Genomic DNA, 24,016 nt, shown 5'->3' with positions numbered 1-24,016 from the left:
GGAATCATGAGCCTGCCGCCGGACGGTCACGTCCACACCGAATGGTCGTGGGACACGGTCACCGGCTCGATGACCGGTTCGTGCGAACGGGCGCTGGAGCTGGGACTGCCGTCGGTCGCCTTCACCGAGCACGCGGACCTGACCCCGTGGCTGATCCCGGAGCCGGTCCGGCCGCTGCTCCCGGACCACTTCCGGGTGCGGCTGCGCGCGGACGGCGTCCTCGAGCCGCCGGATCTGGACGTCGCGGGGTACCTGGCGTGCGTCGACGAGTGCCGGCTGCGGTTCCCGTCGCTGCGGATCCTGTCCGGGGTGGAGCTGAGCGAGCCGCACTGGCATCGCCCCCGCGCCGACGCGCTGCTCGCGGCCCACGACTTCGACCGGGTGCTCGGCTCGGTCCACTCCCTGCCCGGCGACGGGCACCACCACCACGAGATCACCGTCATCTCGGGACGGCCGCCCGGCGAGCTCCTGCGGGCGTACCTGGCCGAGGTGCTCGGGCTGGTCGAGTCGACGGCCGACTTCGCGGTCCTCGCGCACATCGACTACGCGCTGCGCTCGTGGCCGGGCAAGGGACCGCCGTTCGCCGCGGCGGACTTCGAGGAGGAGTTCCGGACGGTGCTGCGCGCGCTGGCCTCGAGCGGCCGGGCCCTGGAGGTCAACACGAAGGTGCCGCTGCCGGGCGAGGTGGTCCGCTGGTGGTTCGAGGCCGGCGGCGACGCGGTCGCGTTCGGCAGCGACGCCCACGAGCCGGGACTGGTCGGCCACGGCTTCGCCGACGCGGCGGCCATGGTCGAGGGCTGCGGCTTCCGGCCGGGCCGCACACCCCACGACTTCTGGCGCCGCTGACCCGCGGGTCAGGCCAGGGCGTGCCGCCCGTGGGTCCGGACCTCCGCGCTCTGGTCCAGCAACCTCGCGGCGACCCGGCCGATCGCCGCGTCCAGTTCGGCCCGGTTGCCCGTGCCCCAGTCGCCGAGCCGGTCCGCGAGCCAGTCGTGCCACGCGCCGACCACCTTGCCGAACTCGGTACGGCCGGCGTCGGTCAGCTCCCAGTGGTCACGGGCATAACGCAGGTGACCGGTCAGCTCCAGCCGGTTGAACGCCGGTTCCAGCACCGACGCCGGCACGCCGAAGTACTCGCCGATCGCCTTGAGCGTCGCCGGCTCGCCGCGGCGCCGGCGCAGGTGGACCTGCAGCAGGCACCAGATCCCGCCCTCGTCGAGGTCCGACCCGGCCCGTTCGACGATCGCCGGGGCCACCTCGCGGCGCTCGCGGAAGAACAGCGTCGCGACGGCGCGTTCCAGCTCGCGGTCGTCCGTGCGGGCCTCCGGCATCGCGAAGCCGTCACCGAGGTCCGGTGCCGCCGCCCGCGCCGTGTCGCGCAGCGGGACCTCCTTCAGGAAGAACGCGAGGACGAACGCGACCAGTCCGACCGGCGCCGCGGCGAGGAACACCACGTGCAGGGAATCACTGTAGGCCTGGATCACCGGCGCGGACACGGCGTCCGGGAGCGCGTGCAGGGCGGTGGGCACCTGGATCGCCCGCGGGTCGACGCCCGGCGGCAACGGGTGCGCGGCCGCCGCCGCGGCCAGGTTCGGCGTCAGCTGGTTGGCGTACACCGTCCCGAAGATCGCCGCGCCGAACGAGCTGCCGATCGACCGCAGGAACGTCACGCCCGAGGTGGCGACGCCGAGATCGGCGTAGTCCACGGTGTTCTGCACGGCGATGGTCAGCACCTGCATGCCGAGCCCGATCCCGAGGCCGAGCACCGCCATGTACGCCGACGCCTCCCAGAACCCGGTGTCGGTGTCGAGCCGCGAGAGCAGGTAGAGCCCGATCGTCATCCCGGCCGCGCCGACCAGCGGGAAGATCTTGTAGCGCCCGCTCTTGCTCACCGCGTTGCCCGCGGCGATCGACGCGACGAGCAGCGCCAGCACCATCGGCAGCAGCCGGACCCCGGACGACGTCGCCGACGTGCCCTGGACGTACTGCATGTACGTCGGCAGGTAGGACAAAGCGCCCAGCATCGCGAAGCCGACGACGAAGCTCATGATCCCGCCGACGGTGAACACCGGGTTCCGGAACAGCCGCATCGGCAGCATCGGTTCCGCGGCTCTGAGCTCCACGAAGACGAACGCCCCGAGCAGCACCACCGAGCCGATCGCCATCCCGATGATCGTCGGCGAGCCCCACGCGTACTGCGTGCCGCCCCAGCTCGTGACGAGCGTCAGACCCGTCGCGGCGAGGCCGATGAGCAAGATCCCGGCGTAGTCGATCACCGGCTTGATCGCCGCGCGGGCGTTCGGCATCGCCGAGGACGCGACCACCAGCACCACGATGACCAGCGGGATGTTGACGTAGAACGCCCACCGCCACGACAGGTGGTCGACGAAGAACCCGCCGAGCATCGGGCCGGCGACGGTCACCACGCCGAACACCGAGCCGAGGACGCCCTGGTACTTGCCGCGCTCGCGCAGCGGGACGACGTCGGCGATGAGCGCGGTCGAGGTGACCATCAGCCCGCCGCCGCCCAGCCCCTGCACGGCGCGCCAGATGATCAGCCAGGTCATGCTGTCGGCGAAGCCGGCGCAGAACGAGCCGATGCCGAACACGACCACCGACAGCTGGAACATCAGCTTGCGGCCGAACAGGTCGCCGAGCTTGCCGACGACGACGGTCATGATCGTCTCGGCCAGCAGGTAGGACGTGACCACCCAGGACAGGTGCCCGGCACCGCCGAGGTCCCCGACGATGGTGGGCAGCGCGGTGCCGACGATGGTCTGGTCCAGCGCGGCCAGCAGCATCCCGAGCAGCACGGCGCCGAACACGGCGTTGACCCGCCCCTTGCTCAGCGGGGCGGGCCCCGGCTGGTGGGCGACCTCCGCGGTGGCCGTCATCCGCACCCTCCTCGCTCGGCCTCCGAGGCTAGTGCGCGTAGTCCACTGTGGATAGCCACCCGTTCCGGTGGTCCGGGCCGGTCAGAGGGTCCAGCGATCCGGCGGCGGTGACTCGAGGACGAGCTCGCCCTCGACCGCCGCGGCGATCTCCTCGACCGTCCAGACGTCCTGGTGCAGCACCGGCCGGATGATCGCGGGCTGGCGCACGGCATGCAGGTGGCCGTCCGCCAGCCGCAGCACCTGCCCGGTGATCCCGGCGGAGAGGTCGCTGAGCAGGTACGTCACCAGCGGCGCCACCCGTTCCGGCGGGTGCGCGTCCGGGTTCCCGTGCGGGTCGGCGGCCATCAGCCGGGTCCAGGCGATCGGGCTGACGGCGTTGACGCGGATGCCGCGTTTGGCCAGGTCGGCCGCCCACGAGTACGTCATCGACGCCACCGCGCCCTTCGACGCCGAGTACGCGGCGGCGCCGCGCTGCCCGATCATGGACCCCGAGGTCACGTTGACGATGACACCGTTGCCCTGGGCAACCATCACCTTGGCCGCCGCCGTGCCGCAGTGCAGCGGGCCGAGCACGTTGGTCTCGACCAGTGCGCGGGTCCGCTCGGCGTCGTCGTCCTCCCACGGCCGGGCGTGGTAGCCGATCGCGGCGTTGTTCACCAGTCCGTCGAGCCGGCCGAACCGGGTGCGGCACAAGGTGATCAGCTCTCGCGCGTACACCGGGTCGGCCACCGAGCCGACGCTCACGACGGCCGTGCCGCCGTCCGCTTCGATGGCGGCGACGGTCTCGTGCGCCGGGGCCGCGTCGACGTCGTTGACGACGACCGCGGCACCGCTGCCGGCCGCGTGCCGCGCGAAGGCCCGCCCCAGGCCGCGGCCGGCCCCGGTGATGACCACGGCCCGGCTGTCCAGGATTCCCATGGTCCCAGTGTGGACCGGGAAAGGTCCGGACCGCAGCACTCAGGCCGGACGCGACAGCCGCATTTCGAACGGCCGGAAGCCCTGCGCCCGGTAGAACGCGATCCCGCCTTCGTTGCCCGCGTACGCCTGCACGACCAGTTCGTTCGCCCCGCGCTCGCGCGCCCACTCCACGAACGCGGACACGAGTTCCTCGCCCACCCCTTCGCGACGCCGGTCGGCCGCGACCCGCATGCTCTCCAGCGCGGCCCGCACCCCGCCGGGACGCAGCGAGCTGGCCGGCAGCATCCGCCCGATCAGGTGGCCGGCCCCGGCCGGGGCGAGCAGGCACAGGCAGGCCGGATCCGTGACCAGGTCGCCGTAGTAGGCCGCGCCTTCCCGGGCCGGCCAGCCGAGGTCCATGAGCGGGTCGTGGCTCCCCGCGTCTTCGGCGAACAACGCCTCCGCCGACTTCACCAGTTCCGGAACGTCTTGGACGGTACACACGGAAACAGTCATGTCTTCGACCGTAACCGCGTGTTTTTTCGAAGTAAATGCCGACTTCAGAGCTTCAAATGGGCCAGGCTTTCCAGGGCGAGCTGTTCCAAATGGCCTGCCGCGGCGGCACTTCCGCCCGCCGCGTGGAACGACGTCGCGACGGTTTCCGCCGCCCGCCGGTACGACGGCTCGGTCAGGACCTCCTCGACCGCCGCGGCGATGCGGTCCGCGCCGGCCCGGCCGAACCGCAGCCGGATGCCCGCGCCCGCGGCCACCACCTGGGCCGCCACGATCGGCTGGTCGTCGCGGATCGGGGCCACCACCAAGGGAATGCCGTGCCACAACGCCTCGCACACCGTGTTGTGCCCCGCGTGGCACAGCACCGCGTCCACCCGGGGCAGCAGCGGCAGCTGCGGGACCCGCGGGCGCACCAGGACGTTCGGTGGCACCGGTCCCAGCACCTCGCCGGGGTCGACGACGATCGCCCGCGCCTCCATCCCGGCGAACGCCTCCGCCGCGGTCGCGAGGAAGCTCGCCCCCGCTTCGGTGTTGGCCGTGCCCAAGGAAACCAGCACGGTCGGCCGGAGCGGGTCGAGCCACTCCCACGGGAAGTCCGTTGTGGACGGACGGGAACCCAGTGCCGGTCCGACGAGCCGCACCCGCGGCGGGAGCGCGGTCGCGCCCAGCAGCTCGCGGGTGGTGAACGCCAGCACGCCGTGCGGGGAGAACCGCGGGTCCGCCGAACCGCGGCCGTCGGCGATCCGCGTCCGCAGGCCGTCGACGAGCGAGCCGACCCACTCGGCGACCTTCGGCATGCCGGAAAGGGGGTCGATCAGCTCGGCGGACGTCGTCGCCGAGGTGACCCACGGCAGGCCGCGTGCCTCGGCCAGCAGGCCGCCGGCCAGTGCCTGCTGGTCGGCGACGACGACGTGCGGCGCGAACGCGTCGATCGCCGCGGCGACGCCCGGGGCCATCGCGTCGGCCAGCGGGACGAGGAAGTCCTCCCAGAGGAACCGCAGCGCGGCCGGTCCCTTCAGCCCGGCCGGGCGCGCGGGGGCCCCGGCCGGCAGGGCGCAGGAGAAGACGAGCGCGTCCGGGCCGGCCAGCTGCCACAGCAGCTCGTCGTGCCCGGCCCAGGCGACTTCGTGGCCGCGCGCGGCGAGTTCGGCCGCGACGCCGGCGGCCGGGTTGATGTGCCCGACCAGCGGCGGGACGACGAACAGGAACCGGGCCACTACCGCACCCGCAGCGGGACGCGCGAGGTGTCGCGGACCCAGTCGAAGATCAGGTCGATCGTCTCGGCGGTCCGCTCGACCAGCACCGAGTGGCCCTGGTCGGGCAGCACGACGCAGCGGCAGGGGTCGAGGTGCGACTCGAAGTGCGGCACCTGCTCGGCGAGGCCCGAGTCGCCGCCGAAGATCGCGAACACCGGGCAGCGCACGGCCGAGAGGTCGGCGGCGATGGTCGCGCTGCGCGGGATGTCCTCGGCGATCGTGGTGGTCTGGAGGATCTTGTTCGCCGCCTTCGACAGCCGCGCGGTGTGCGCGCCGTGGTTGTCGGCGATCCAGCCGATCACCTCGTCGATCGCGAGCCGGGTCTTGGCGTCGGCGAGCCCGTCGGCCATGTGCCGCGCCCACTCTTCGGTCGGCGGTTCGCCTTCGATCACGATGACGCTGGCGACCCGGTCGGGCCGGGCGGCGGCCAGCCCGAAGGCCACGGACGCGCCGAACGAGTTGCCGACGACGTGCACCGGCCGCGTGACCCCGCTCGCGTCGAGGACCGCGACGAGGTCGCCGACGAACTCCTCGAGGTGGTAGCCGGACGCCGGGCGCGTCGTGCGGCCGTGCCCGCGCAGGTCGTACATCAGCACGTCGAGCCCGCGTTCGGCGAACGCCGGGCCGAGGGTGAAGTAGTAGCTGGCGAGACTGTCGGTGAGCAGCCCGTGGACGCACACGACGATCGGCGCGTCGCCGTCGAGCGGGACGTCCGGGGAGAGTCGCTGGACGTGCACGTCCAGCTCACCGGCACGGATCTTGCTCACGCCGTCGCCCGCAGGGAGGCGACGATGTAGCGGACGAGCTCGCCGACGGTCAGCGCGATGATCTCCTCGAGGTCGCGCTCGGCGATGAACGTCGCGAAGTTGACGCGCTCGCCGTAGTGCTCGCGCAGCTGCCCGGACAGGGCCACCAGGTCGACGCTCTCCAGCTCGAGGTCGTCGTGGAACGTGGTGTCCATGGTGATCTCGGCGTCGTCGAGGCCGTACTCCTCCAGCAGCTCCTGCAGCATCCCGCTGAGCCGCGCGAGCACGGTCGACTCGTCCGTTGCCGTGGTCTCGATGCTCATTCCGCGGTCTCCTTCATCTCTTCGGTCCAGGCGACGACGTAGTGGCGCGGTGGCGCGCCGGGCAGACTGTCGACGTCGGCGCAGTGCACGGCGTGGTCGGTTCCGGCGGCGCGCACGGTGAGCGCGTCCGCCGCCGCGGCGACGACTTCGAAGTTCCGGGGCTCGCCGCGCAGGCCGGTGCCGAGCAGCTTCGCCACGGCTTCCTTGGCGGTCCAGAACCGGGCGAACCAGCGTTCCGGGTCGCCGGTCAGGCCGGCGAACAGGGCCTGCTCGCCGTCACCGAGTGCGGCGTCCACAGTGGACTCCGCGCGCGGGGCGACCTCTTCGACGTCGATGCCGCAAGGTCCATTGCGGGCGATCGCCACGCCGACTTCGCCGCGGTGGGCGAGGGAAACCGTCAGCGGGGGCAGCTCACGGCCGTACGCTCCGGTCGCGTGGGGACGGCCCGCGTCGTCGTTGCCGATGCGCAGCTCCGCCGGGAACATCTCGGGTTCGCCGCCGGCCCAGAGGAACTGGCGGACGGCGTCCTTCGCCGCGATCCGGCCGAGCAGCCACTGGCGCCGTCCGCGCGGCGGCCGCTGGTCGTAGGCGTCGCGCTCGGCGCCGGCGAGGTAGTTGCGCATGATCAGCTCGCGGGTCGCCAGGTCGGGCCACTGCTCGTGGACCAGCGCCCAGCCGCCCGGCTGCTCCCGCGACAGCGTCGAACGCTCCGGCGTCCGGTCGGCCTGGCGGATGTGCGGGGTGCTGTCGAACCGGCGGTCGCGCCAGCCGGTGAACTCGGCCCAGACCCGTCCGTCGTGGACGAGCTGCATGTCGGCGTCGAGGAACTCGCCGGTCAGCGCCGTGATCTTGACCAGGCACTCGAGCCGCTCCCCCGGCGCCGGCCGCGGGCCGTGGAACCGGATCTCGCGCATGCCGACCGGGAAGACGGTGGTGCGTTCGGCCAGCCGGGACATGATCCAGTAGCCGAGCACCTGGCCGACGTTGTCGAGCAGCGCGCCGGGCGCGGCCGGCGTCGTCAGCACGGCGCGGACGTGCCGTTCGCCGACCGCGGTCAGCTCGCTGACGCCCTGGAAGAGCGGGCCGTGGAACATCCAGCGTTCGTCGTACAGCTGCGCCGCCGTGGTCTCCGGCACCTGCTCCGCCGACGCCGGGAACCGCCACGGCGCGGGCGCGTCCGCCGGGTAGGCCGGGGCGAGCTCGACGGTGGCCTGGGAGTACCCGTCGACGACCGCGAGCACGCGGCCGGGGCCCTGCGCCCGGACGCGCACGCCGACGGTGACCGCCGGCACGGCCGTGATCCACTTGGTCAGCCGGACGTCGTGCACCGCGACCGCGCGGCGGCCGGGCGCGGCCTGCTCGGCGAAGCCCATCAGGTGGTCAATGACCGTCGTCGCGGGCACGACCGGCCAGCGGTCACCCGGGTCGGCCTGGGCCGGCTGCTTGAAGAAGCAGTGGTCCAGCAGGTACGGCATGGTCTCGATGGACACGGCGAGCGTGGTGTCGAGGTCCTTCGGCGGCGGGAGCTGCTTCTTCGGGGCAGAACGGCCGGAGAGCACGGTGGACGCCAGCTCGGCGGTGTCGGCGAGCAGCGCGGCGAACTCGGCGGCGAGCGGCCCCTTGCCGGCCAGGCTGTCCACAGTGGACGTACGGGTGGCCGGCAGCGCGATCCGCGCGCGGACCTCGTCGTCGAGGGAGATCAGGCGGCCGCCGAGGTCCAGCTTGACGGCCCGCTGCGGGGCCGGGCGGTCGCCGGGCAGCCGCGAGAAGTCGATGTCGGCGCCGTCGGCCCACAGCGCCGTCGCGACCCGCCGCAGCTGGGCCAGACCGGGCCGGTGCGCGGAGTGCGCGGCCACGACGAGATGGTCTTCGCCATGCAGGGTGTCGCCGACCAGTGAGCCGAGCTGTCCCGCGCCGACCTGCACGAACGCCCGGAACCCGGCCGCGTGCAGGGCGCGCACCAGCGGCCGGAACCGGACCGGTTCCAGGAGGTGCCGCACGAACAGGTCTCGGATGTCCGCTTCGGCGACCGGGTACTCCGCCACCGTGGTCGCCGACCAGATCGGCAGCGTCGGCGGGTGCAGGGTGAACCCGGCGGCGGCCTCACGGATCGGGTCGAGGTAGGGCCGCAGCATCGGCGTGTGGAACCCGGACCGGAATGGCAGCACCTGGGCCACGATCCCGGCGTCCCGGAAGCGCGTCACGAGCGTGTCGACCGCCGCCGCCGGACCGCAGACCATGGCCTGGTTCGGCGAGTTGTCGTGGGAGAGCACGACGTCGTCGCGGCCCGCCAGCTCGTCGAGCACGCGGGGCGCGGGGGCGCCGATCGCGGCGAAGGCGAGGCCGGGGACGACGAGCGCGTCCGGGTCGAACCCGGCGAGGAACGCGTCGACCTCGGCTTCGGCGTGCAGGCCGGCGACGGCCATCGCCGTCCACTCCCCCAGGCTGTGGCCGGCGACGGCGTCCGGGGTGACGCCCAGCCGGCCGAGCGCGGAGTTCAGCAGGCGGCCCAGTTCGAACACCGCGGCGCCCTGGCGGCCCACGTCGCCGACCTCGACGTCGTCGTGGTCCCACGGCAGCCCGAAGTGGCGGGCGACGTCACCGCAGTTGAGCGCCAGTTCCGACTCCAGGCCGGGGAACAGGAAGGCGACCTTGCCGCCGCCCGGCCCGAGCAGCGGGCGGTCGGCGAACCAGACGTCGTTGCGGCCGCGCCAGGGCCGGCCGCGGGCGATCGCCTTGCGGGCCAGTGCCAGCCGCTTCTCCGTCGGGTCGACGATGCCCAGCCGGACCGGACCGTCGCCCGTCCCGCGCGATCCGGGGCGGTCGAGCAGGTCGCGCAGCTCGTCGACGCTCCGGGCCGCGAGCCGCAGCACGCGTTCGGGCTCCCGGACGACGACCGGCGTCACGCGCCCGGGCGCCTGTTCGAGGACGACGTGGGCGTTGATCCCGCCGAACCCGAACGCGTTGACCCCGGCCCGGCGCACGTCGGCGTCCCACGGGCGCGCGGTGTCCAAAGTGGAGAACCGGGTCTTCGCGAGCATCGGGTGCGGGTCGTCGCAGTGCAGGGTGGGCAGCAGGACGCCGTGGTGCACGGCCAGCGCGGCCTTGACCAGGCCGGCGATCCCGGCGGCGGGCATCGTGTGCCCGATCATCGACTTGACCGAGCCGAGCACCGCGGCGCCCGCGCTGCCGAAGACCTCCGCGAGGGTCGCGAGCTCGGCCGCGTCGCCGGCCGGGGTCGCGGTTCCGTGCGCTTCCAGGAGCCCGATCGAGTCCGGCGCGGCCGGGTCCAGGCCCGCGGCCGCCCACGCCTGGCGCACCGCCCGGACCTGGCCGCCGGAGTCCGGGTTGGCCAGGCTCGCGGTGCGGCCGTCGGAGGCGACGCCGGTGCCGCTGATCACGGCGTAGACGCGGTCGCCGTCCCGTTCGGCGTCGGCCAGGCGCTTGAGCACGACGACGCCGGTGCCCTCGCCGATCAGCACGCCGTCGGCGTCGCGGTGGAACGGCCGGATGCGCTCGGACGGCGACAGCGCGCCGAGCTGGGTGAACACGCTCCAGAACGTGATGTCGTGGCAGTGGTGGACGCCGCCGGCCAGCACGACGTCGCAGCGGCCGGTGGCGAGCTCCCGCACGGCGTGGTCGACGGCGATCAGCGAGGACGCGCAGGCGGCGTCCACGGTGTACGCGGGACCGCGGAGGTCGAGGCGGTTGGCCAGCCGCGACGCGGCGAGGTTGGGCACGAGCCCGATCGCGGACTCGGGGGCTTCCGGGCCGAGCTGGTCGGTGAAGGCCTGGCGGACGGCGTCGAGCCGCTCTTCGTCGAGATCGGGCAGCAGCTCGCCGAGCGTGCGGACGAGCTGGCTCGCGGTCCGGACGCGCTGGTCGAGCCGGACCAGCCCGGGCGTCAGGTAGCCGCCGCGCCCGAGGACGACGCCGACTTTCGCCCGGTCCGCAGGGAGCCGGCCGGGCCCGCCCGCGTCCGCGATGGCCTGCGCCGCGACCCGCAGCGCGATCAGCTGGTCGGGTTCGGTGGCGGACACGGAGTTCGGCATGATCCCGAACCCGGTGACGTCCACTTCGGCCAGTTCGTCGACGAACCCGCCGCGCCGGCAGTAGACCCGGTCGGCGCGGCGCTCGTCCGGCGCGTAGTGGACGACGTCCCACTTCTCCGGCGGCACCTCGGTGATCGCGTCGACGCCGCCGGCGAGGTTGCGCCAGTACGCCGCGAGGTCGGGGGCGCCGGGCAGCAGCACCGACATCCCCACGATCGCCACGCGCATGTCCGTCACCAGCCTGAAGCGGTGTGGACGACGGCGGAGACGTCGGGGCGGCCCCAGGCCAGCTCGCGCAGCAGGCCGAGGGTGCCTTCCTCCGGGTCGATCAGCTCGATGCCGCGGCGGGCGTAGTCGCGCATCAGCGCGGGGGTCACCATGCCGTCGTGGTCGCCGGTCGGCGCCCACGGTCCCCAGTGGACGGTCACCGCGCGCCCGGCCGGCCACCGCCGGCCGAGGGATTCGAGGGCGTCGTTGGCGGCGGCGTAGTCCGATTGGCCGCGGTTGCCGAGGGTGGCGGCGATGCTGCCGAAGAGCACGACGAACTTCGGCTCGTCGGGCAGGTCGGCGGTGGCTTCCAGGAGGGTCCTGGCACCGTCCACTTTGGTGGTGTAGACGCGGGCGAACGACTCCGGGGTCTTGTCGGCGAGGAGCTTGTCCTCGATGACGCCGGCCGCGTAGACGATGCCGTCGAGCCGGCCGTACTCGGCGTGGATCTCCTTGACGGCGCGGTGCACGGCTTCGGCGTCGAGCATGTCGACGGACTGGTAGCGGACCGGGCTGCCGAGGGCGTCGAGCTGCCGGAGGGTCGTCCGGACTTCGCGTTCGCTCTCGATGCGCCGGACGGCCTTCTCGATCTCGGCGGGGATCTTCAGCCCGGCTTCGATGAGCGCTTTTCGCAGTTCTTTGGCGTCCCTGGCGTGCGGGTATGCGTCCTCGTCCGGCGGGACCAGCGTCCGGCCGAGAAGTTCGACGCGGCAGCGGGTGGCGGCCGCGAGGGTGCCGGCGAACCGGGCGGTGATGCCCTTGGCCCCACCGACGAGCAGGACGACGGAGTCACGGTCCAGGCCGATGGCGGCCGCTTCGGCGGCACCGTCGCCGGCCGGGCCGGCACCGCTGCTGCCGAGGAGGCCGAGATCCTGGGCGGCGGGCTCGAGTCCGCGCCGGGCGCGGCCGTCCCGGATGACGACGGGCTCACGGTCCACAGTGGACAGTTCGGCGACGAGTTCGGCGGGTCGTGCGCCTTCGACGACCCGGGCGAGGGTGTCGGGGTACTCGCGGGAGACGCTGCGGTAGAAGCCGCGGAGTCCCTCGGCCGGCCCGGCGGTGAGCAACCACCGCGGCCGTTGGGCGAGGGCGGCTTGGTACAGCGGGAAGGCGGCGGGCAGGACGGAGGTGCCGTCGCCGTCGGGGAGGTGGAGGTAGCCGTCGAAGCCGGGCCGGACGTCGTTGCCGAGGTCGGCTTCGGCCCCGTGGGCGGTGAGTTCGGCCTGGAGGGCTTCGGCTCGCGGGCCGGTGCCGAGGATGAGGAAGCGACGGCCGTCGATGTCGGGCGTGGTGGCGGGGGCGAGATCGACCTCGGTCATGAGGTACCGCTTCGGCGCGACGATCACCGGCTGCGGTTCCGCGGGGTTTGCGGCGGGCTCGCCTATCGCCGGAGGGGGGTTGGGGACGTTCGCGGCGGCTTCGCCGACATCCGACCGCGGGCCGGAGCCGTTGGCGGCGTCCCGACCGACTTCCAGCCCGGAACCGTTCGCGGCGACCCTGCCGACCACCGGCCCTGCACCATTCGCAGCGGCCTGGCCGACCGCCAGGTCGCGCCCGGCACCGTTGGCGGCGGCCTGGCCGACCACCGGCCCGGCGCCGTTGGCTGCGAGCCGGCCGACCGCCGCATCCGTCGCGGCGAGGTTCGCGGCGGAACCGGCGCCCAGCAGCTCGGCGATCCCGGCCGCCGTGCGGGCCTTCGCTATATCCTCGACCTCGCCGATGCCCAAGCGGATCGTCAGCTCGCCCGCGATCTCCGCCCGCTTGATCGAATCAATGCTCAGATCCGCTTCCAGATCCAGGTCCGGCTCGATCATCTCCACCGGGTAGCCCGTCCGCGACCCGATCACCTCGACCACGGTGCCCAGCACCGACGGCGCCGCCTCGGCGGGTTCCTCGCCGATCAGCTCCGCGATCGCCGCCGCCGTGCGGGCCTTCGCGAACTCCTCCACGTCGCCGCCCGCGAGGTCCAGCCGGGTCGCCAGCTCGCCCGCGATCTCCGCCCGCTTGATCGAGTCGATGCTCAAATCGGCTTCCAGATCGAGATCCGGCTCGATCATCTCCACCGGATACCCGGTCCGCTCCCCGATCACCTCGACGATCGTCTCCAGCACCGACCGCCCAGTCGAAACCGGAACCGGAACCACCGCTGGGACCGCCGAAGCGACCGGAAACGCCGGAACCGCCTCGACGACCCGTGCCATCGGTGCCTCGCTACCCAGGAACCCGAGCAGCACGTCGCGCTGAGCGGCGATCATCTCGCGGCTCGTCCGCAGGAAGTCGGTGACCATCGACTCCGCCGTGCTGTCCGCCGGTGCCGCGGGCAACCCCAGGGAAACGCGGGAAGCCGGCTGGAGAGCGCCCGCCGGGATCGATCCTTCCGCCGTGCGGAGGAGGTGACCGTCCACCGTCCACCCGGGACGCTTCGCCCGCGGGACGGAAGCCGCGTCGACCGCGTCGCGGCCGCGGAACAGCCAGCCCGTCTCGACCGGGACCCCCGCCGCCGCCAGCTGGGCCAACGCGGTGAGGAAGCCCGGCAAACCACGACGGCCCGGCTGCTCGAACCCGACCGTCCGGTGCGGACGGTCGCCGAGGATCGCGCCGACCTGCCTGGCCAGCACCGCACCCGGCCCGGCCTCCACGAACACCCGCGCTCCGGCCGCGTACATCGCCTCGACCTGCTCGACGAACCGGACCGGCGAGCCCACCTGCGCCGCCAGCTCGTCGCGGATCGCCTCCGGCAAAGCCGGGTACGGACCCGCGGTGCGGTTGCCGTACACCGGGACGACCGGCTGGACGACGCCGATCGCCTCCAGCGCACGCCCGAACGCCGGGCCCGCCTCGGCGACCAGCGGACTGTGGAACGCGCACGCGACCGAGATCCGTTTCGCGCCGAGCCCCGCCGCGCGCAGCTGTGTGACCGCGGCCTCGACGTCGGCCGTCGGGCCGGAGATCACCGTCTGCTCGGGTGAGTTGTGGTTGGCGAGCACGACCGCGGACGACGTGAGTACCGCACTTACCGCGGCCGCCGACGCCGCGACCGCCGCCATCGCGCCCGGGTCCCCGGCCGGGATGGCGTCCAGGATCGCCGCCGCCCGGGCGTGGCTCGCGTGCAGCAACGCTTCCGGCGTGAACGTGCCCGCCGCGGCCAGCGCCGTCAGCTCGCCGTAGCTGTGTCCGCCGACCATCGCCGGCCGCACCCCCGCGCGGGTCAGCAGCCGGAACGCGGCCAGCCCGGCGAGGCCCAGCGCGGGCTGTGCGACGCGGGTGTCGGTGACACGGTCGGCCAGCTCCTGCCGCGCCGCCTCGCCGAACACCGCCGGGCCGAACACCACGTCCGCCGTCGGCGGGTCCAGGCGCAGGTACCGCTGCAGCTCGGGGAAGGCGACGAACAGCTCGGCGAACATCCCCGGCCGCTGGCTGCCCTGGCCCGGGAACAACACCGCGACGTCGCCGGGTTCGCCGCCGCCGGCGCGGTGGAGGCCAGGCGCGTCCTCGCCCGCGAGAGCCTGCCGCAGCAACGAAACCAGCTCGTCCACAGTGGACGCCACGACGGCGAGCGTGACCGGCCGCCCCTGAGCGCGCACCGACGCCGACAGCGCCAGGTCGCGCAGCCGCCACGGCTGCCGGCCCGCCGGGACGTCCGAGGCGAGCGAAAGGAGGTCGCGGACCGCCGCGTCCGTCGTGAAGAGGAACAGCTCCGCCGGCCATTCGTCGGCGGACAGAGCGGGCGGGACGCTGTCATGCGCGCCGAGCACGACGTGGAAGTTGGTGCCACCGAAGCCGAACGCGCTGACCCCGGCGATCCGCTCGGCGGCCGGCGCGGCCCACGGCCGAGCCTCCGTCTGGAACACGAACGGGCTGCTCGACGCGTCCCACGCCGCGTTCGGCGCCGTGAGGTGCAGCGTCGGCGGTTTGACGCCGGTGTGCAGGGCGAGCGCGGTCTTGATCAGCCCGGCCAGGCCCGCGGCGCACTTCGTGTGCCCGATCTGCGACTTCACCGAGCCGACCGTGCAGCCGCCCGGCGCGGCGCCGGCCTCGGTGAACACCTTCGTCAGCGTGCCCAGCTCGGTCCGGTCGCCGACGACGGTCCCGGTGCCGTGCGCCTCGACCAGCCCCACGTCCGCCGGCGACACCCCCGCGTTGCGATAAGCGCGGGTCAACGCGTTGTGCTGGCCTTCCGGCCGGGGCGCGGTCAGCCCGAGCGCCCGCCCGTCCGACGCGGCCCCGACGCCCTTGATCACGGCGTAGACGCGGTCGCCGTCGCGTTCGGCGTCGGCGAGCCGCTTCAGCGCGACGCAGGCGACACCCTCGCCGAGTGCGATGCCGTCGGCCGCGCTGTCGAACGTCGCCGAGCGCCCGGTCGGCGAAAGGGCGTGCGCCGAGGCGAACAGGAGGTAGTCGTTGATGCCGTTGTGCAGGTCCGCGCCGCCGCAGAGGACGAGGTCGCTGGTGCCGGCGGTCAGTTCCTTGCAGGCCACGTCGACGGCGGTCAGTGACGACGCGCACGCGGCGTCGACCGTGTAGTTCGCGCCACCGAGGTCGAGCCGGTTGGCGATCCGGCCGGCGATGACGTTGGCCAGCACGCCCGGGAAGGAGTCCTCGGTGATCCGCGGCAGCCGGTCGTCCAGTTCGGACGGCAGTTCGCCCACATAGGACGGCAGCACGGTGCGCAGGCTCATCGCGTTCGACAGGTCGCTGCCCGCCTCGGCGCCGAACACCACCGACGTCCGGGCGCGGTCGAACGCGCGGTCTTCGTAACCGGCGTCCACCAGAGCGCGGTGCGCGGCCTCCAGGGCCAGCAGCTGCACCGGCTCGACGCTGGCCAGCGACGACGGCGGGATGCCGTACTTCAGCGGGTCGAAGCCGATCTCGGGCAGGAAGCCACCCCAGCGCGACGGCGTCTTCTCGCCTTGGCCTTCGGGGTCGTAGTAGAGGGAGGTGTCCCACCGCTGCGGCGGGACCTCGGTGACGGCGTCGGCGCCGGCCAGGACGTTCGCCCAGAACGTGGCCAGGTCGGGGGCCTGCGGGAACATGCAGGCCATGCCGACGATCGCGATGTCCAGCGGTTCGGGCGCCGGGGGCTCCGGCGTCGTGATGCCGAACGCGGCGGCCCGCTCGCGCAGGACGGCGTTCGCGCCTTCACCGACGGCGTGGTGCAGGTCGGCGATCGTGGTGACGGCCGAGCGCAGCACGGCGACCTCGCCCGCCATGAACATGCCTTCGGCGAGCTGCCGGTCTTCGCCGACGTCCCGCAGTTCGGCGCCGACGCGCTCGATGCCCTTGCTCGCCAGGCGAAGCCGGCCGACGTTGAGCTGTTCCAGCCGCTCCCAGGCGTCGCGGCTCGGCACGCCCCGCTCGGCCAGGTCGGCCTTGATCGCCGCGTACTCCTCGGTGAACGGGCTGCGGACGCACCGCGTCGCGTGGCCGGGCGCGGTTTCGAGGAGGTCGGTGTGCTCGGCGCCGAGGAGGCTCCGCTGGAACAGCGGGAGCACGGCGCCGGCGTCGACGGCCTCGCGCGTGAAGAGGTAGGCGGTGCCCATCAGCACCCCGATCGCGGCACCGCGCGCCGCCACCGGTGCGGCGAGCGCGGCCACCATCGCGGCCGAGCGCTCGTCGTGGATCCCGCCCGCGAACAGCAACCGCAGGTCCGCGGCAGCGTCCGGAGTGGACGCGAGGAAGTCGGCGAGGACGCCGAGCTGCGCCTCCCACAACGGGAAACTCGTGCGCGGCCCGACGTGGCCGCCGCATTCCGAGCCTTCGAAGACGAACTTGCGGGCGCCGGCCTCGAGGAACTGCTTCAGCAGTCCCGGCGAGGGCACGTGGAGGAAGGTGGCGATGCCGGCCTCCTCCAGCGCCGCGGCCTGCGCGGGGCGGCCGCCGGCGATGATCGCGTGCGTCGGGCGCAGCTCGCGGATCACCTCGAGCTGCGCGGCTTTGACGTCTTCGGCGGCGAACCCGAGCACGCCGACACCCCAGGGCGCGCCGCCGACGGATTCGCGGGTCCGTTCCAGGACGTCGCGGGTCTGGTCCGGGCCGGACAGGGCCAGCGCGATGAACGGCAGCGCGCCGCCCGCGGCGACCTCGGCGGCGAACGCGGGCTGGTCGCTCACCCGGGTCATCGGTCCCTGCGCGATCGGCAGCGCCGTGCCGAGCGCGCGGCTGCCCGCGCTGCCGGGCCCCAGCACCGGAACTTCGACGCGCAGGGCTGCTCCGATCGCGTCGCGGAGGCCACGCACCGCGGCGGTCACGTTTCCCCAGCGGTCCCGGAAGCGGGTGGCGAGGAAGACGTCCTGGCCGGCTTCGACCGGCTCGAAGCCGTGTCGGGCGAGGCGGCGGACGCCGTCGACCACCGTCGTTTCGGAGCCGTCCAGCCCGGTCAACGCGCGGGTGAGCGCGGACGGGAGTTCGGTTTCGGGCAGGAGGGCGAGCTGGGTGTCGACGACCACGCCGGCCGCCCCACCCGCGATCGCGGCGGCCGCGGTGTGCGGGCCGATCCCGCCCGCGGCCCACACCGGGACGTCGACGGAAGCGAGCAGGGCCTGCAGCAGCACGAACGTGCTCAGCTCACCCGTCCGGCCGCCGCACTCGTGACCGCGGGCGATCAGGCCGTGGGCACCGCCGGCGACGGCTCGCGCCGCGGACTCCCGGCCGGTGACCTCCGCCAGCACCCGGCGGCCGGGGAAGTCCGCCGCGGTGCACGGGGAGTCTTCTGTCAGCAAGACGGTCGTCGCGGCTTCGGGCAGCTCAGTCGCCGGGCCGCTCACGCGGACGCCGAAGGCAGGGACGCCCCATTCGCCGAGCAGCGCGAGCTCATCGTTCTGGAACGGACTGGCGGCCCCGCCGGTCAGGTCGAGCACACCGAGCGCGCCCCCGCGCGCGGCGGCCGCGACCCCGCGCGCCGACGGCCACCGCACCGGCGACACGGCGACGATCAGGTCGGCTTTCGGGACACGCATGGGCACTCCCGCTACGCACGAATGGGTGATGGGTAACGGGGTGTACTTAAGCGGGTTCCGACGGGTTCCGTCAACAACCCACCACGATTTCGTCGTGATGGTTCAGAAAATTCGGGATCGACCAGCCGGAGGACGCAAGAATTTAACGTCGCCGTCACGTTCCGCACTCCGGAAGGCACGCCGGATTGCCGTTGTACGGGGGACAACGGCCGGCCACAGTGGCCGGACCTGCGCCTCGCTTGGCACACGCGCCCAGATGGGGCAAGCCTTCTCACCCGGTGGACGGAGTGCGACTGGCCACACCGGACCACGACGTTCGGCGGTCCGATCGGTTTCCGGCTGCCCACCACAAACTGTCGTGACGGTGAATCCGGTCACGACTCGTCGATCGCCGGCAACGCGGAAACGTCATTATTCCCGATTGTCCGGCCGCTATTTCCCCGGCAGTTTTACCCACAGCCGAAAGTAGTACCCGGAACGCGTCCGATTACCCCGGCGGGATCGCACAGGTCCACTGTGGACCGCTTCGCGACCCGGGTTCCGCGTGCTCAAACGGCCCACGGCGGCTCCGGGTCCCGGACGCCCCGGATCGCGGCGGCACCCGTCGCGACCAGGACGACTCCGGGTATTCGGCCGGACACCATCGGTACCTCCAGTCTCCCGCGGCGATCTTCGTCAGGGATTTTCCACACTCCGGTGACAGATTTTCCTTAGAGAAAGCTGAAAGCGTTTCGCGTACCAGTCGGTAACTATGGACGTATCGTCTAGACTTCGACTATCTGTCCAGCAACGGAGGTGGTCGTGGAGTACTGGTACGCCGACGAGCGTTCGGGGAAGCGCTACCCGGGTGACCCGCTGCGGTGGCGCGGCGACGGCGGCGCGCCGCTGTCCGTCGCCCCGCTGCCCGGGCTCGCTCCCGGTGACGTCGACACCGGCGTCCGGTCGCTCTGGCGGTACCGGGCCGCGCTGCCCGGCGACCTGCGCCCGGTCTCGCTCGGTGAGGGGTGCACGCCGCTGGTCCCCCGCCCCTGGGGCGACGGCGACGTGCGGTTCAAGCTCGAGTGGTTCAGCCCGACCGGCAGCTTCAAGGACCGCGGGTCCAGCGTGATGATCTCGGCACTGGCCGGCGCCGGGGTGACGGAGCTCCTGGAGGACAGCTCCGGCAACGGCGGCTCGTCGGTGGCGGCCTACAGCGCCGCCGCCGGGATCGCGGCGACCGTGCTGGCCCCCGAAGGGACGTCCGCGGCGAAGGTCCTGCAGACCCGCGCGTACGGCGCGCAGGTCGAGCTCGTGCCCGGCACGCGCGACGACACCGCCGCCGAGGCCGTCCGCCGCTCGTCCCGCACGACCTACGCCAGCCACAACTGGCACCCCTTCTTCCTGCAGGGCACCAAGACGCTGGCCTACGAGCTGTGGGAGGACCTGGGCTTCCGCGCCCCGGACGCGGTGGTCACGGTGGCCGGCGCCGACAGCATCGTGCTCGGCTGCGACCTGGGGTTCGGCGAGCTCCTGGCCGCCGGGTCGATCACCCGGCGGCCACGTCTGCTGGTCGCCCAGCCACGCAACTGCTCCCCCATCGACGCCGCCGTCCACGACCGCCCGCCCCCGGCGTTCGCCCCGACCGTCGCCGAGGGGACCGCCATCCGGCACCCGGTCCGGCTTCCGGAGGTCGTCGCGGCGATCCGCCGGTCCAGCGGCGACACCGCGGCGATCGAGGAGGACGCCATCGCCGCGGCCGCCCGCCGGCTGGCGTCGCTCGGCCTCTACGCGGAGCCCACCAGCGCGACCGCCGCCGCGGCGATCGACGTCTTCCGGGAACGCGGCGCGATCCGGCCGGACGAGACGACCGTCGTCGTCCTCACCGGCTCCGGGCTCAAGGCGCCCGACAAGCTGCGGGAGCTGCTCGGATGACCGAGGACGAGCTGCTGCTGCGCGAAGCCGAGAAGATCGCGCGGGCCGTCGCCCGGATGTTCCCCGGGCTGTGCGAGGTCGTGCTGCACGACCTGCGCGACCCGGCCCACGCGGTGCGCGCGATCGAAGGCGGGCTGTCCGGGCGTGCCGTCGGCGACCCGGCGACCGAGCTGGGCCTGGCCCGGATCGCCGACCCCGGTTTCCCGGACGTGCTGCAGAACTACCCGAACCGCTTCCCCGACGGACGGCCGGCGAAGAGCACGTCGATCGGCCTCCGCAACTCGGGCGGCGAGTACGTCGCCGCGCTGTGCCTCAACCTCGACGTCTCCCTGCTCGGCTCGGCCGCCCGCGCGCTGACCCGGCTGGCCCGCGCCGACGAGCCGGCCCCGCTGACGGAGTCGCTGCGCGCCCGCACGGCCGACGAGCTGCGCGCGCTGGTCGAGGATTACGCGACTGAGCGCGGCCACACCCCGCGCAGCCTGCCGGCCACCGGCAAGAAGGACCTGGTCCGGACGCTGAAGGAGCGCGGGTTCCTGGAGGTGAAGAACGCGGTGCCGGCGCTGACCGACCTGCTCGGGATCTCCCGCGCCAGCGTCTACAACTACCTGCGCTGAAAGGGTGGCCTCCCCGGGAGGTCGGGGTCTCCCGGGGAGGCCGGCTTTCTACCCGAGCGGGGTGCGTTCCCGCCGCTTCGATACCACGCGCCAGCCCACCGCCAGCACCACGACGAGCACCGGGATCGAGTAGAACGCGACCTTCTCCGCGCCGTCCGAGAAACCCATCAGGACGACCACCAGGGCCAGGAACGCCAGCGTCGCCCAGCCCGAGTACGGCGCCCACGGCATCCGGTACGACGGCCGCTCCAGCTCGCCGCGCAACGCCGCCTGGCGCAGGCGCATCTGGCAGAAGACGAGCGTCGCCCAGGTGGTGATCACCCCGAGTGAGGCGATCGCGATCGCGATGTCGAACGCTTCGCTCGGCACGAGGTAGTTCAGCACCACGCCGAGCAGGTAGGCGATCGAGGTGAACAGGATGCCGCCGTAGGGCACGTGCCGACTGCTCATCCGGCCGACGAACGACGGCGCTTCGCCCTTGTCCGCCAGCGAGCGCAGGATCCGGCCGGTGGAATAGAGGCCGGAGTTGACGCTGGAGAGCGCCGCGGTCAGCACGACCGCGTTCATCACGTCGCCGATGCCCGGGATGCCGAGCCGGCTGAACACCGTGACGAACGGGCTTTCGTCGCCGTTGTAGAACGGCCAGGGCAGCAGCATCGCCAGCATCAGCACGGACCCGACGTAGAACACGCCGATCCGCCACACCACGCCGTTGATCGCCTTCGGCAGGACCTTGCGGGCGTCCTTGGTCTCGCCGGCCGCGATGCCGACGACCTCGATGGCGGAATAGGCGAAGATGACCGCCTGCAGCGTCATCAGCGCGATGCCGATGCCCGCCGGGAAGAATCCACTGTGGTCGGTCAGGTTGTGCACACCGGCGGGGGTGCCGCCGATGTCGGCGCTGGTGAACACCAGGCCGAGCGCGGTGATCAGGAAGACGACGATGGCCGTCACCTTGACCACCGAGAACCAGAACTCCAGCTCGCCGAACAGCTTGACGCTCAGCAGGTTCACCGCGATCAGCACGCCGAGGGCGACCAGCGCGGTGATCCACTGCGGCACGTCCGGGAGCCACTTGTGGACGTAGATCGCGACCGCGGTGATCTCCGCGATCCCGGTCATCGCCCAGTTCACCCAGTACATCCACCCCGAGGCGAAGCCGGCCCACGGGCCGATGAACTTCCGCGCGTAGGTGACGAAGCTGCCGGAGCTCGGCTCGTGCAGGACGAGCTCGCCGAGCGCGCGCATCACGAAGTAGGCGGCCACCCCGCAGATCGCGTAGGAGAGGACCAGCGACGGGCCGACCTGGTGGAGCTTGCCGCCGGCGCCGAGGAACAGCCCGACCCCGATCGCGCCGCCGATGGCGATCATCTGCACCTGGCGGTTGCCCAGTGCTTTCGAGTAGCTTTCACCTTTTTCGGTGAGCAGCGAGGAATCCATGGTTCACGGACGCTAGAGCCGTGTGCGGCAGGTCACCAAGCGGGCTAAGGAAGAATTAAGGTGTGCCGGAGATCACCGGTGGCATTTCGCTGGTATTCGCCAGTTTCGATTTGACAGGGCCGCTGTTCGTCCCGCCGGACGCGGCTTCTACGCTACGGCCGTGGACCTCGCGGCGCTGCTGGACCGGATCGCCGTCGACGTCGCGCCCGAGGTCGGCCGCGGCGCCGTCGCGGACTACATCCCCGCCCTGGCGCGGATCGAGCCCCGCCGGTTCGGCATGGCGGTGGCCGAAGTGGACGGTTCGCTGCACGGCGTCGGCGACTGGCGGCAGCCGTTCTCGGTGCAGAGCATGTCCAAAGTGTTCACTCTGGCGCTGGTGCTGTCCCGCGGCGACGGCGTGTGGGCGCGCGTCGGACGCGAGCCGTCGGGCGATCCGTTCAACTCGCTGGTGCAGCTGGAACACGAGGACGGCATCCCGCGCAACCCGTTCATCAACGCGGGCGCGCTGGTGGTGACCGACGAGCTGGCCCGCCACGGCGACGCCGTCGACGCGCTGCTGGCGTTCCTGCGCGAGGAGAGCGGCCGCGCGGACATCGGCGTCGACCCCGAGGTGGCCGAGTCGGAGGCCGGTCACGCGGATCGCAACCGCGCGCTCGCGTACTTCATGGCGTCCTACGGCAACATGCGCCACCCGGTGCCGTCGGTGCTCGACCAGTACGTCCGCCAGTGCTCGATCGCGATGAGCTGCGCGGACGTCGCGCGCTCGGCGCTGTTCCTGGCCCGCCACGGCATCCGCAACGACGGTTCCCGGCTCCTGGAGCTGAGCGCGGCGAAGCGGATCAACGCGGTGATGCTGACGTGCGGCACGTACGACGCGGCGGGCGAGTTCGCCTACCGCGTCGGCCTGCCCGGCAAGAGTGGCGTCGGCGGCGGGATCGTCGCGGTGGTCCCGGGCCGCTGCGCGGTGTGCGTGTGGAGCCCCGGCCTGGACGCGCGCGGCAACTCGGTGGCGGGCGTGTCGGCGCTGGACCGCTTCACGACGCTGACCGGCTGGTCCGTCTTCTGAGGCACCCGCTCGGGTAGCGCGCGGGACGGAGACGGGCATACTCGTCCTCCGGAGCAGGAGGTGGGCGTTGTCCTCGAGCACGGAACCCCGGCGCGTGACGATCCACGACGTCGCCCGCTCGGCCGGGGTCTCGCGGCAGACCGTGTCGCGTGCGCTGAACGACAAGGCCGAGATCGACGGCTCGACCAAGCAGCGCGTCCTCGACGCCGCCCGGGAGCTCGGGTACCGGCCGAGCCGGTTCGCGCGCGGGCTCGTCCGGCCGGACACCACCACCATCGGGCTCGTCGTGCCGGACCTGCTCAACCCCTTCTTCACCGAGGTCGCCTCCGGCGCGCTGCAGGAGGCCCGGGCCCGCGGCTGGCACGTCGTCGTCTACGACACCGCCGACGACGTCGAGCAGGAGCTCGCCACCCTCCGCGTCATCGGCACCCAGGTCGACGCCGTCGTCGGGTACTTCAGCCGGTCCGACGAGGACCTCGACCGCTGCACCCCCGGCATCCCCGTGGTCCTGATCGGCCGCGAACCCCGCACCCCGCGGTTCAGCGGCATCTCGATCGACGGCGAAGAGGGCGTCCGCGAGGCCGTCGCCCACCTCGTCGAGCGCGGCCACCGGCGGATCGGGATGCTCGACCACGACCGCCGGCCCGAGCCCAGCATCCGGCAGACCTGGTTCCTCCGGGCCGCCGCCGAGCACGGCATCGCCGTCGCGCCCGGGTGGATCGCGCGCGCCGCCCAGACCGTCGACGGCGGTGGCGCGGCACTGGCCACCCTGCTCGCCGCGCACCCCGACGTCACCGCCGTGTTCGCCTTCAACGACGTGATCGCCATCGGCGCCCTGCGCGAGGCCCGCCGGTTCGGCCTGCGCGTGCCCGCCGACCTCGCCGTCATCGGGTTCGACGGCCTGGCGCTCGGCACCCTCGTCGAGCCGGAGCTCTCCAGCGTCGCCATCGACACCCGCAGGCTCGGCGCGCTGGCCGTCGACCAGGCGGCGCGGCTCGTGACCGGTGCCGCACCCCTGGAATCCGGCGAGCTGATCGTCCGCGCGGCTCTCCACCTGCGCGAATCCGCCTGATCCCTTGAC

At 73.0% G+C, this 24,016-nt stretch carries 14 protein-coding genes; 5 read left to right on the top strand and 9 right to left on the bottom strand.

From position 1 onward, the window contains the following. The first annotated feature begins 6 nt into the window (after window positions 1-6). Window positions 7-846 carry a PHP domain-containing protein gene (locus ACZ7PG_RS38165; RefSeq protein WP_470244054.1) on the top strand — a complete coding sequence of 280 codons (840 nt, stop codon included), beginning with the start codon at window positions 7-9 and terminating at the stop codon, window positions 844-846. Between the two features lie 8 nt (window positions 847-854). On the opposite strand, the gene ACZ7PG_RS38160 is transcribed toward ACZ7PG_RS38165, so the two are convergent. The 8 genes from ACZ7PG_RS38160 to ACZ7PG_RS38125 form a co-directional block, all read right to left on the bottom strand. Then, window positions 855-2,894, bottom strand: coding sequence for a DHA2 family efflux MFS transporter permease subunit (locus ACZ7PG_RS38160; protein ID WP_470244053.1), 2,040 nt, complete (start codon window positions 2,892-2,894; stop codon window positions 855-857). An 81-nt stretch (window positions 2,895-2,975) separates the two neighbouring features. After that, window positions 2,976-3,812 (bottom strand): SDR family NAD(P)-dependent oxidoreductase, encoded by an 837-nt coding sequence (locus ACZ7PG_RS38155; RefSeq protein WP_470244052.1) that lies wholly within the window; start codon window positions 3,810-3,812, stop codon window positions 2,976-2,978. Between the two features lie 39 nt (window positions 3,813-3,851). Further along, on the bottom strand, window positions 3,852-4,307 hold the full coding sequence (locus tag ACZ7PG_RS38150) for a GNAT family N-acetyltransferase (RefSeq protein ID WP_470244051.1): 456 nt from the start codon (window positions 4,305-4,307) through the stop codon (window positions 3,852-3,854). A gap of 44 nt (window positions 4,308-4,351) precedes the next feature. Further along, a complete protein-coding gene (locus ACZ7PG_RS38145) occupies window positions 4,352-5,521 on the bottom strand; it encodes a glycosyltransferase (RefSeq protein WP_470244050.1) in 1,170 nt (389 codons plus the stop codon). Further along, a complete protein-coding gene (locus ACZ7PG_RS38140; protein WP_470244049.1) occupies window positions 5,521-6,327 on the bottom strand; it encodes an alpha/beta fold hydrolase in 807 nt (268 codons plus the stop codon). Before ACZ7PG_RS38140 ends, ACZ7PG_RS38145 begins: the two co-directional genes overlap by 1 nt. Further along, window positions 6,324-6,629 (bottom strand): acyl carrier protein, encoded by a 306-nt coding sequence (locus ACZ7PG_RS38135; RefSeq protein ID WP_470244048.1) that lies wholly within the window; start codon window positions 6,627-6,629, stop codon window positions 6,324-6,326. Before ACZ7PG_RS38135 ends, ACZ7PG_RS38140 begins: the two co-directional genes overlap by 4 nt. Beyond that, window positions 6,626-10,909 (bottom strand): beta-ketoacyl synthase N-terminal-like domain-containing protein, encoded by a 4,284-nt coding sequence (locus ACZ7PG_RS38130; protein ID WP_470244047.1) that lies wholly within the window; start codon window positions 10,907-10,909, stop codon window positions 6,626-6,628. Before ACZ7PG_RS38130 ends, ACZ7PG_RS38135 begins: the two co-directional genes overlap by 4 nt. A 5-nt stretch (window positions 10,910-10,914) precedes the next feature. Continuing rightward, window positions 10,915-17,904 (bottom strand): SDR family NAD(P)-dependent oxidoreductase, encoded by a 6,990-nt coding sequence (locus ACZ7PG_RS38125; protein ID WP_470244046.1) that lies wholly within the window; start codon window positions 17,902-17,904, stop codon window positions 10,915-10,917. An 801-nt stretch (window positions 17,905-18,705) separates the two neighbouring features. Between ACZ7PG_RS38125 and ACZ7PG_RS38120 the strand changes: the two genes are divergently transcribed. Both ACZ7PG_RS38120 and ACZ7PG_RS38115 read left to right on the top strand, forming a co-directional pair. Next, on the top strand, window positions 18,706-19,815 hold the full coding sequence (locus ACZ7PG_RS38120; RefSeq protein WP_470244045.1) for a threonine synthase: 1,110 nt from the start codon (window positions 18,706-18,708) through the stop codon (window positions 19,813-19,815). Continuing rightward, window positions 19,812-20,429, top strand: a complete 618-nt coding sequence (locus ACZ7PG_RS38115) for a helix-turn-helix transcriptional regulator (protein ID WP_470244044.1) — start codon at window positions 19,812-19,814, stop codon at window positions 20,427-20,429. The genes ACZ7PG_RS38120 and ACZ7PG_RS38115 overlap by 4 nt, the downstream gene beginning before the upstream one ends. Window positions 20,430-20,477: 48 nt before the next feature. Here ACZ7PG_RS38115 and ACZ7PG_RS38110 read toward each other — a convergent pair whose 3' ends face one another. Beyond that, a complete protein-coding gene (locus ACZ7PG_RS38110) occupies window positions 20,478-21,869 on the bottom strand; it encodes an amino acid permease (protein WP_470244043.1) in 1,392 nt (463 codons plus the stop codon). Between the two features lie 160 nt (window positions 21,870-22,029). Between ACZ7PG_RS38110 and ACZ7PG_RS38105 the strand changes: the two genes are divergently transcribed. Together ACZ7PG_RS38105 and ACZ7PG_RS38100 are read left to right on the top strand one after the other, a co-directional pair. Next, entirely contained in the window at window positions 22,030-22,935 is a 906-nt protein-coding gene (locus ACZ7PG_RS38105; protein ID WP_470244042.1) for a glutaminase, read from the top strand. A 67-nt stretch (window positions 22,936-23,002) separates the two neighbouring features. Next, window positions 23,003-24,007: a LacI family DNA-binding transcriptional regulator gene (locus ACZ7PG_RS38100; protein WP_470244041.1), complete on the top strand. Its 1,005-nt coding sequence runs from the start codon at window positions 23,003-23,005 to the stop codon at window positions 24,005-24,007. Window positions 24,008-24,016 lie beyond the last annotated feature (9 nt).

It is taken from the genome of Amycolatopsis sp. NPDC114504 (assembly GCF_055633595.1).
This window is presented reverse-complemented; position numbering and strand designations above follow the sequence as displayed.

Bases quoted from the DNA above. Each gene is read 5' to 3' on its own strand.
- ACZ7PG_RS38165 (WP_470244054.1), top strand. From the start codon at position 7: ATGAGCCTGCCGCCGGACGGTCACGTCCACACCGAATGGTCGTGGGAC.
- ACZ7PG_RS38160 (WP_470244053.1), bottom strand. From the start codon at position 2,894: ATGACGGCCACCGCGGAGGTCGCCCACCAGCCGGGGCCCGCCCCGCTG.
- ACZ7PG_RS38155 (WP_470244052.1), bottom strand. From the start codon at position 3,812: ATGGGAATCCTGGACAGCCGGGCCGTGGTCATCACCGGGGCCGGCCGC.
- ACZ7PG_RS38150 (WP_470244051.1), bottom strand. From the start codon at position 4,307: ATGACTGTTTCCGTGTGTACCGTCCAAGACGTTCCGGAACTGGTGAAG.
- ACZ7PG_RS38135 (WP_470244048.1), bottom strand. From the start codon at position 6,629: ATGAGCATCGAGACCACGGCAACGGACGAGTCGACCGTGCTCGCGCGG.
- ACZ7PG_RS38130 (WP_470244047.1), bottom strand. From the start codon at position 10,909: ATGCGCGTGGCGATCGTGGGGATGTCGGTGCTGCTGCCCGGCGCCCCC.
- ACZ7PG_RS38125 (WP_470244046.1), bottom strand. From the start codon at position 17,904: ATGCGTGTCCCGAAAGCCGACCTGATCGTCGCCGTGTCGCCGGTGCGG.
- ACZ7PG_RS38115 (WP_470244044.1), top strand. From the start codon at position 19,812: ATGACCGAGGACGAGCTGCTGCTGCGCGAAGCCGAGAAGATCGCGCGG.
- ACZ7PG_RS38110 (WP_470244043.1), bottom strand. From the start codon at position 21,869: ATGGATTCCTCGCTGCTCACCGAAAAAGGTGAAAGCTACTCGAAAGCA.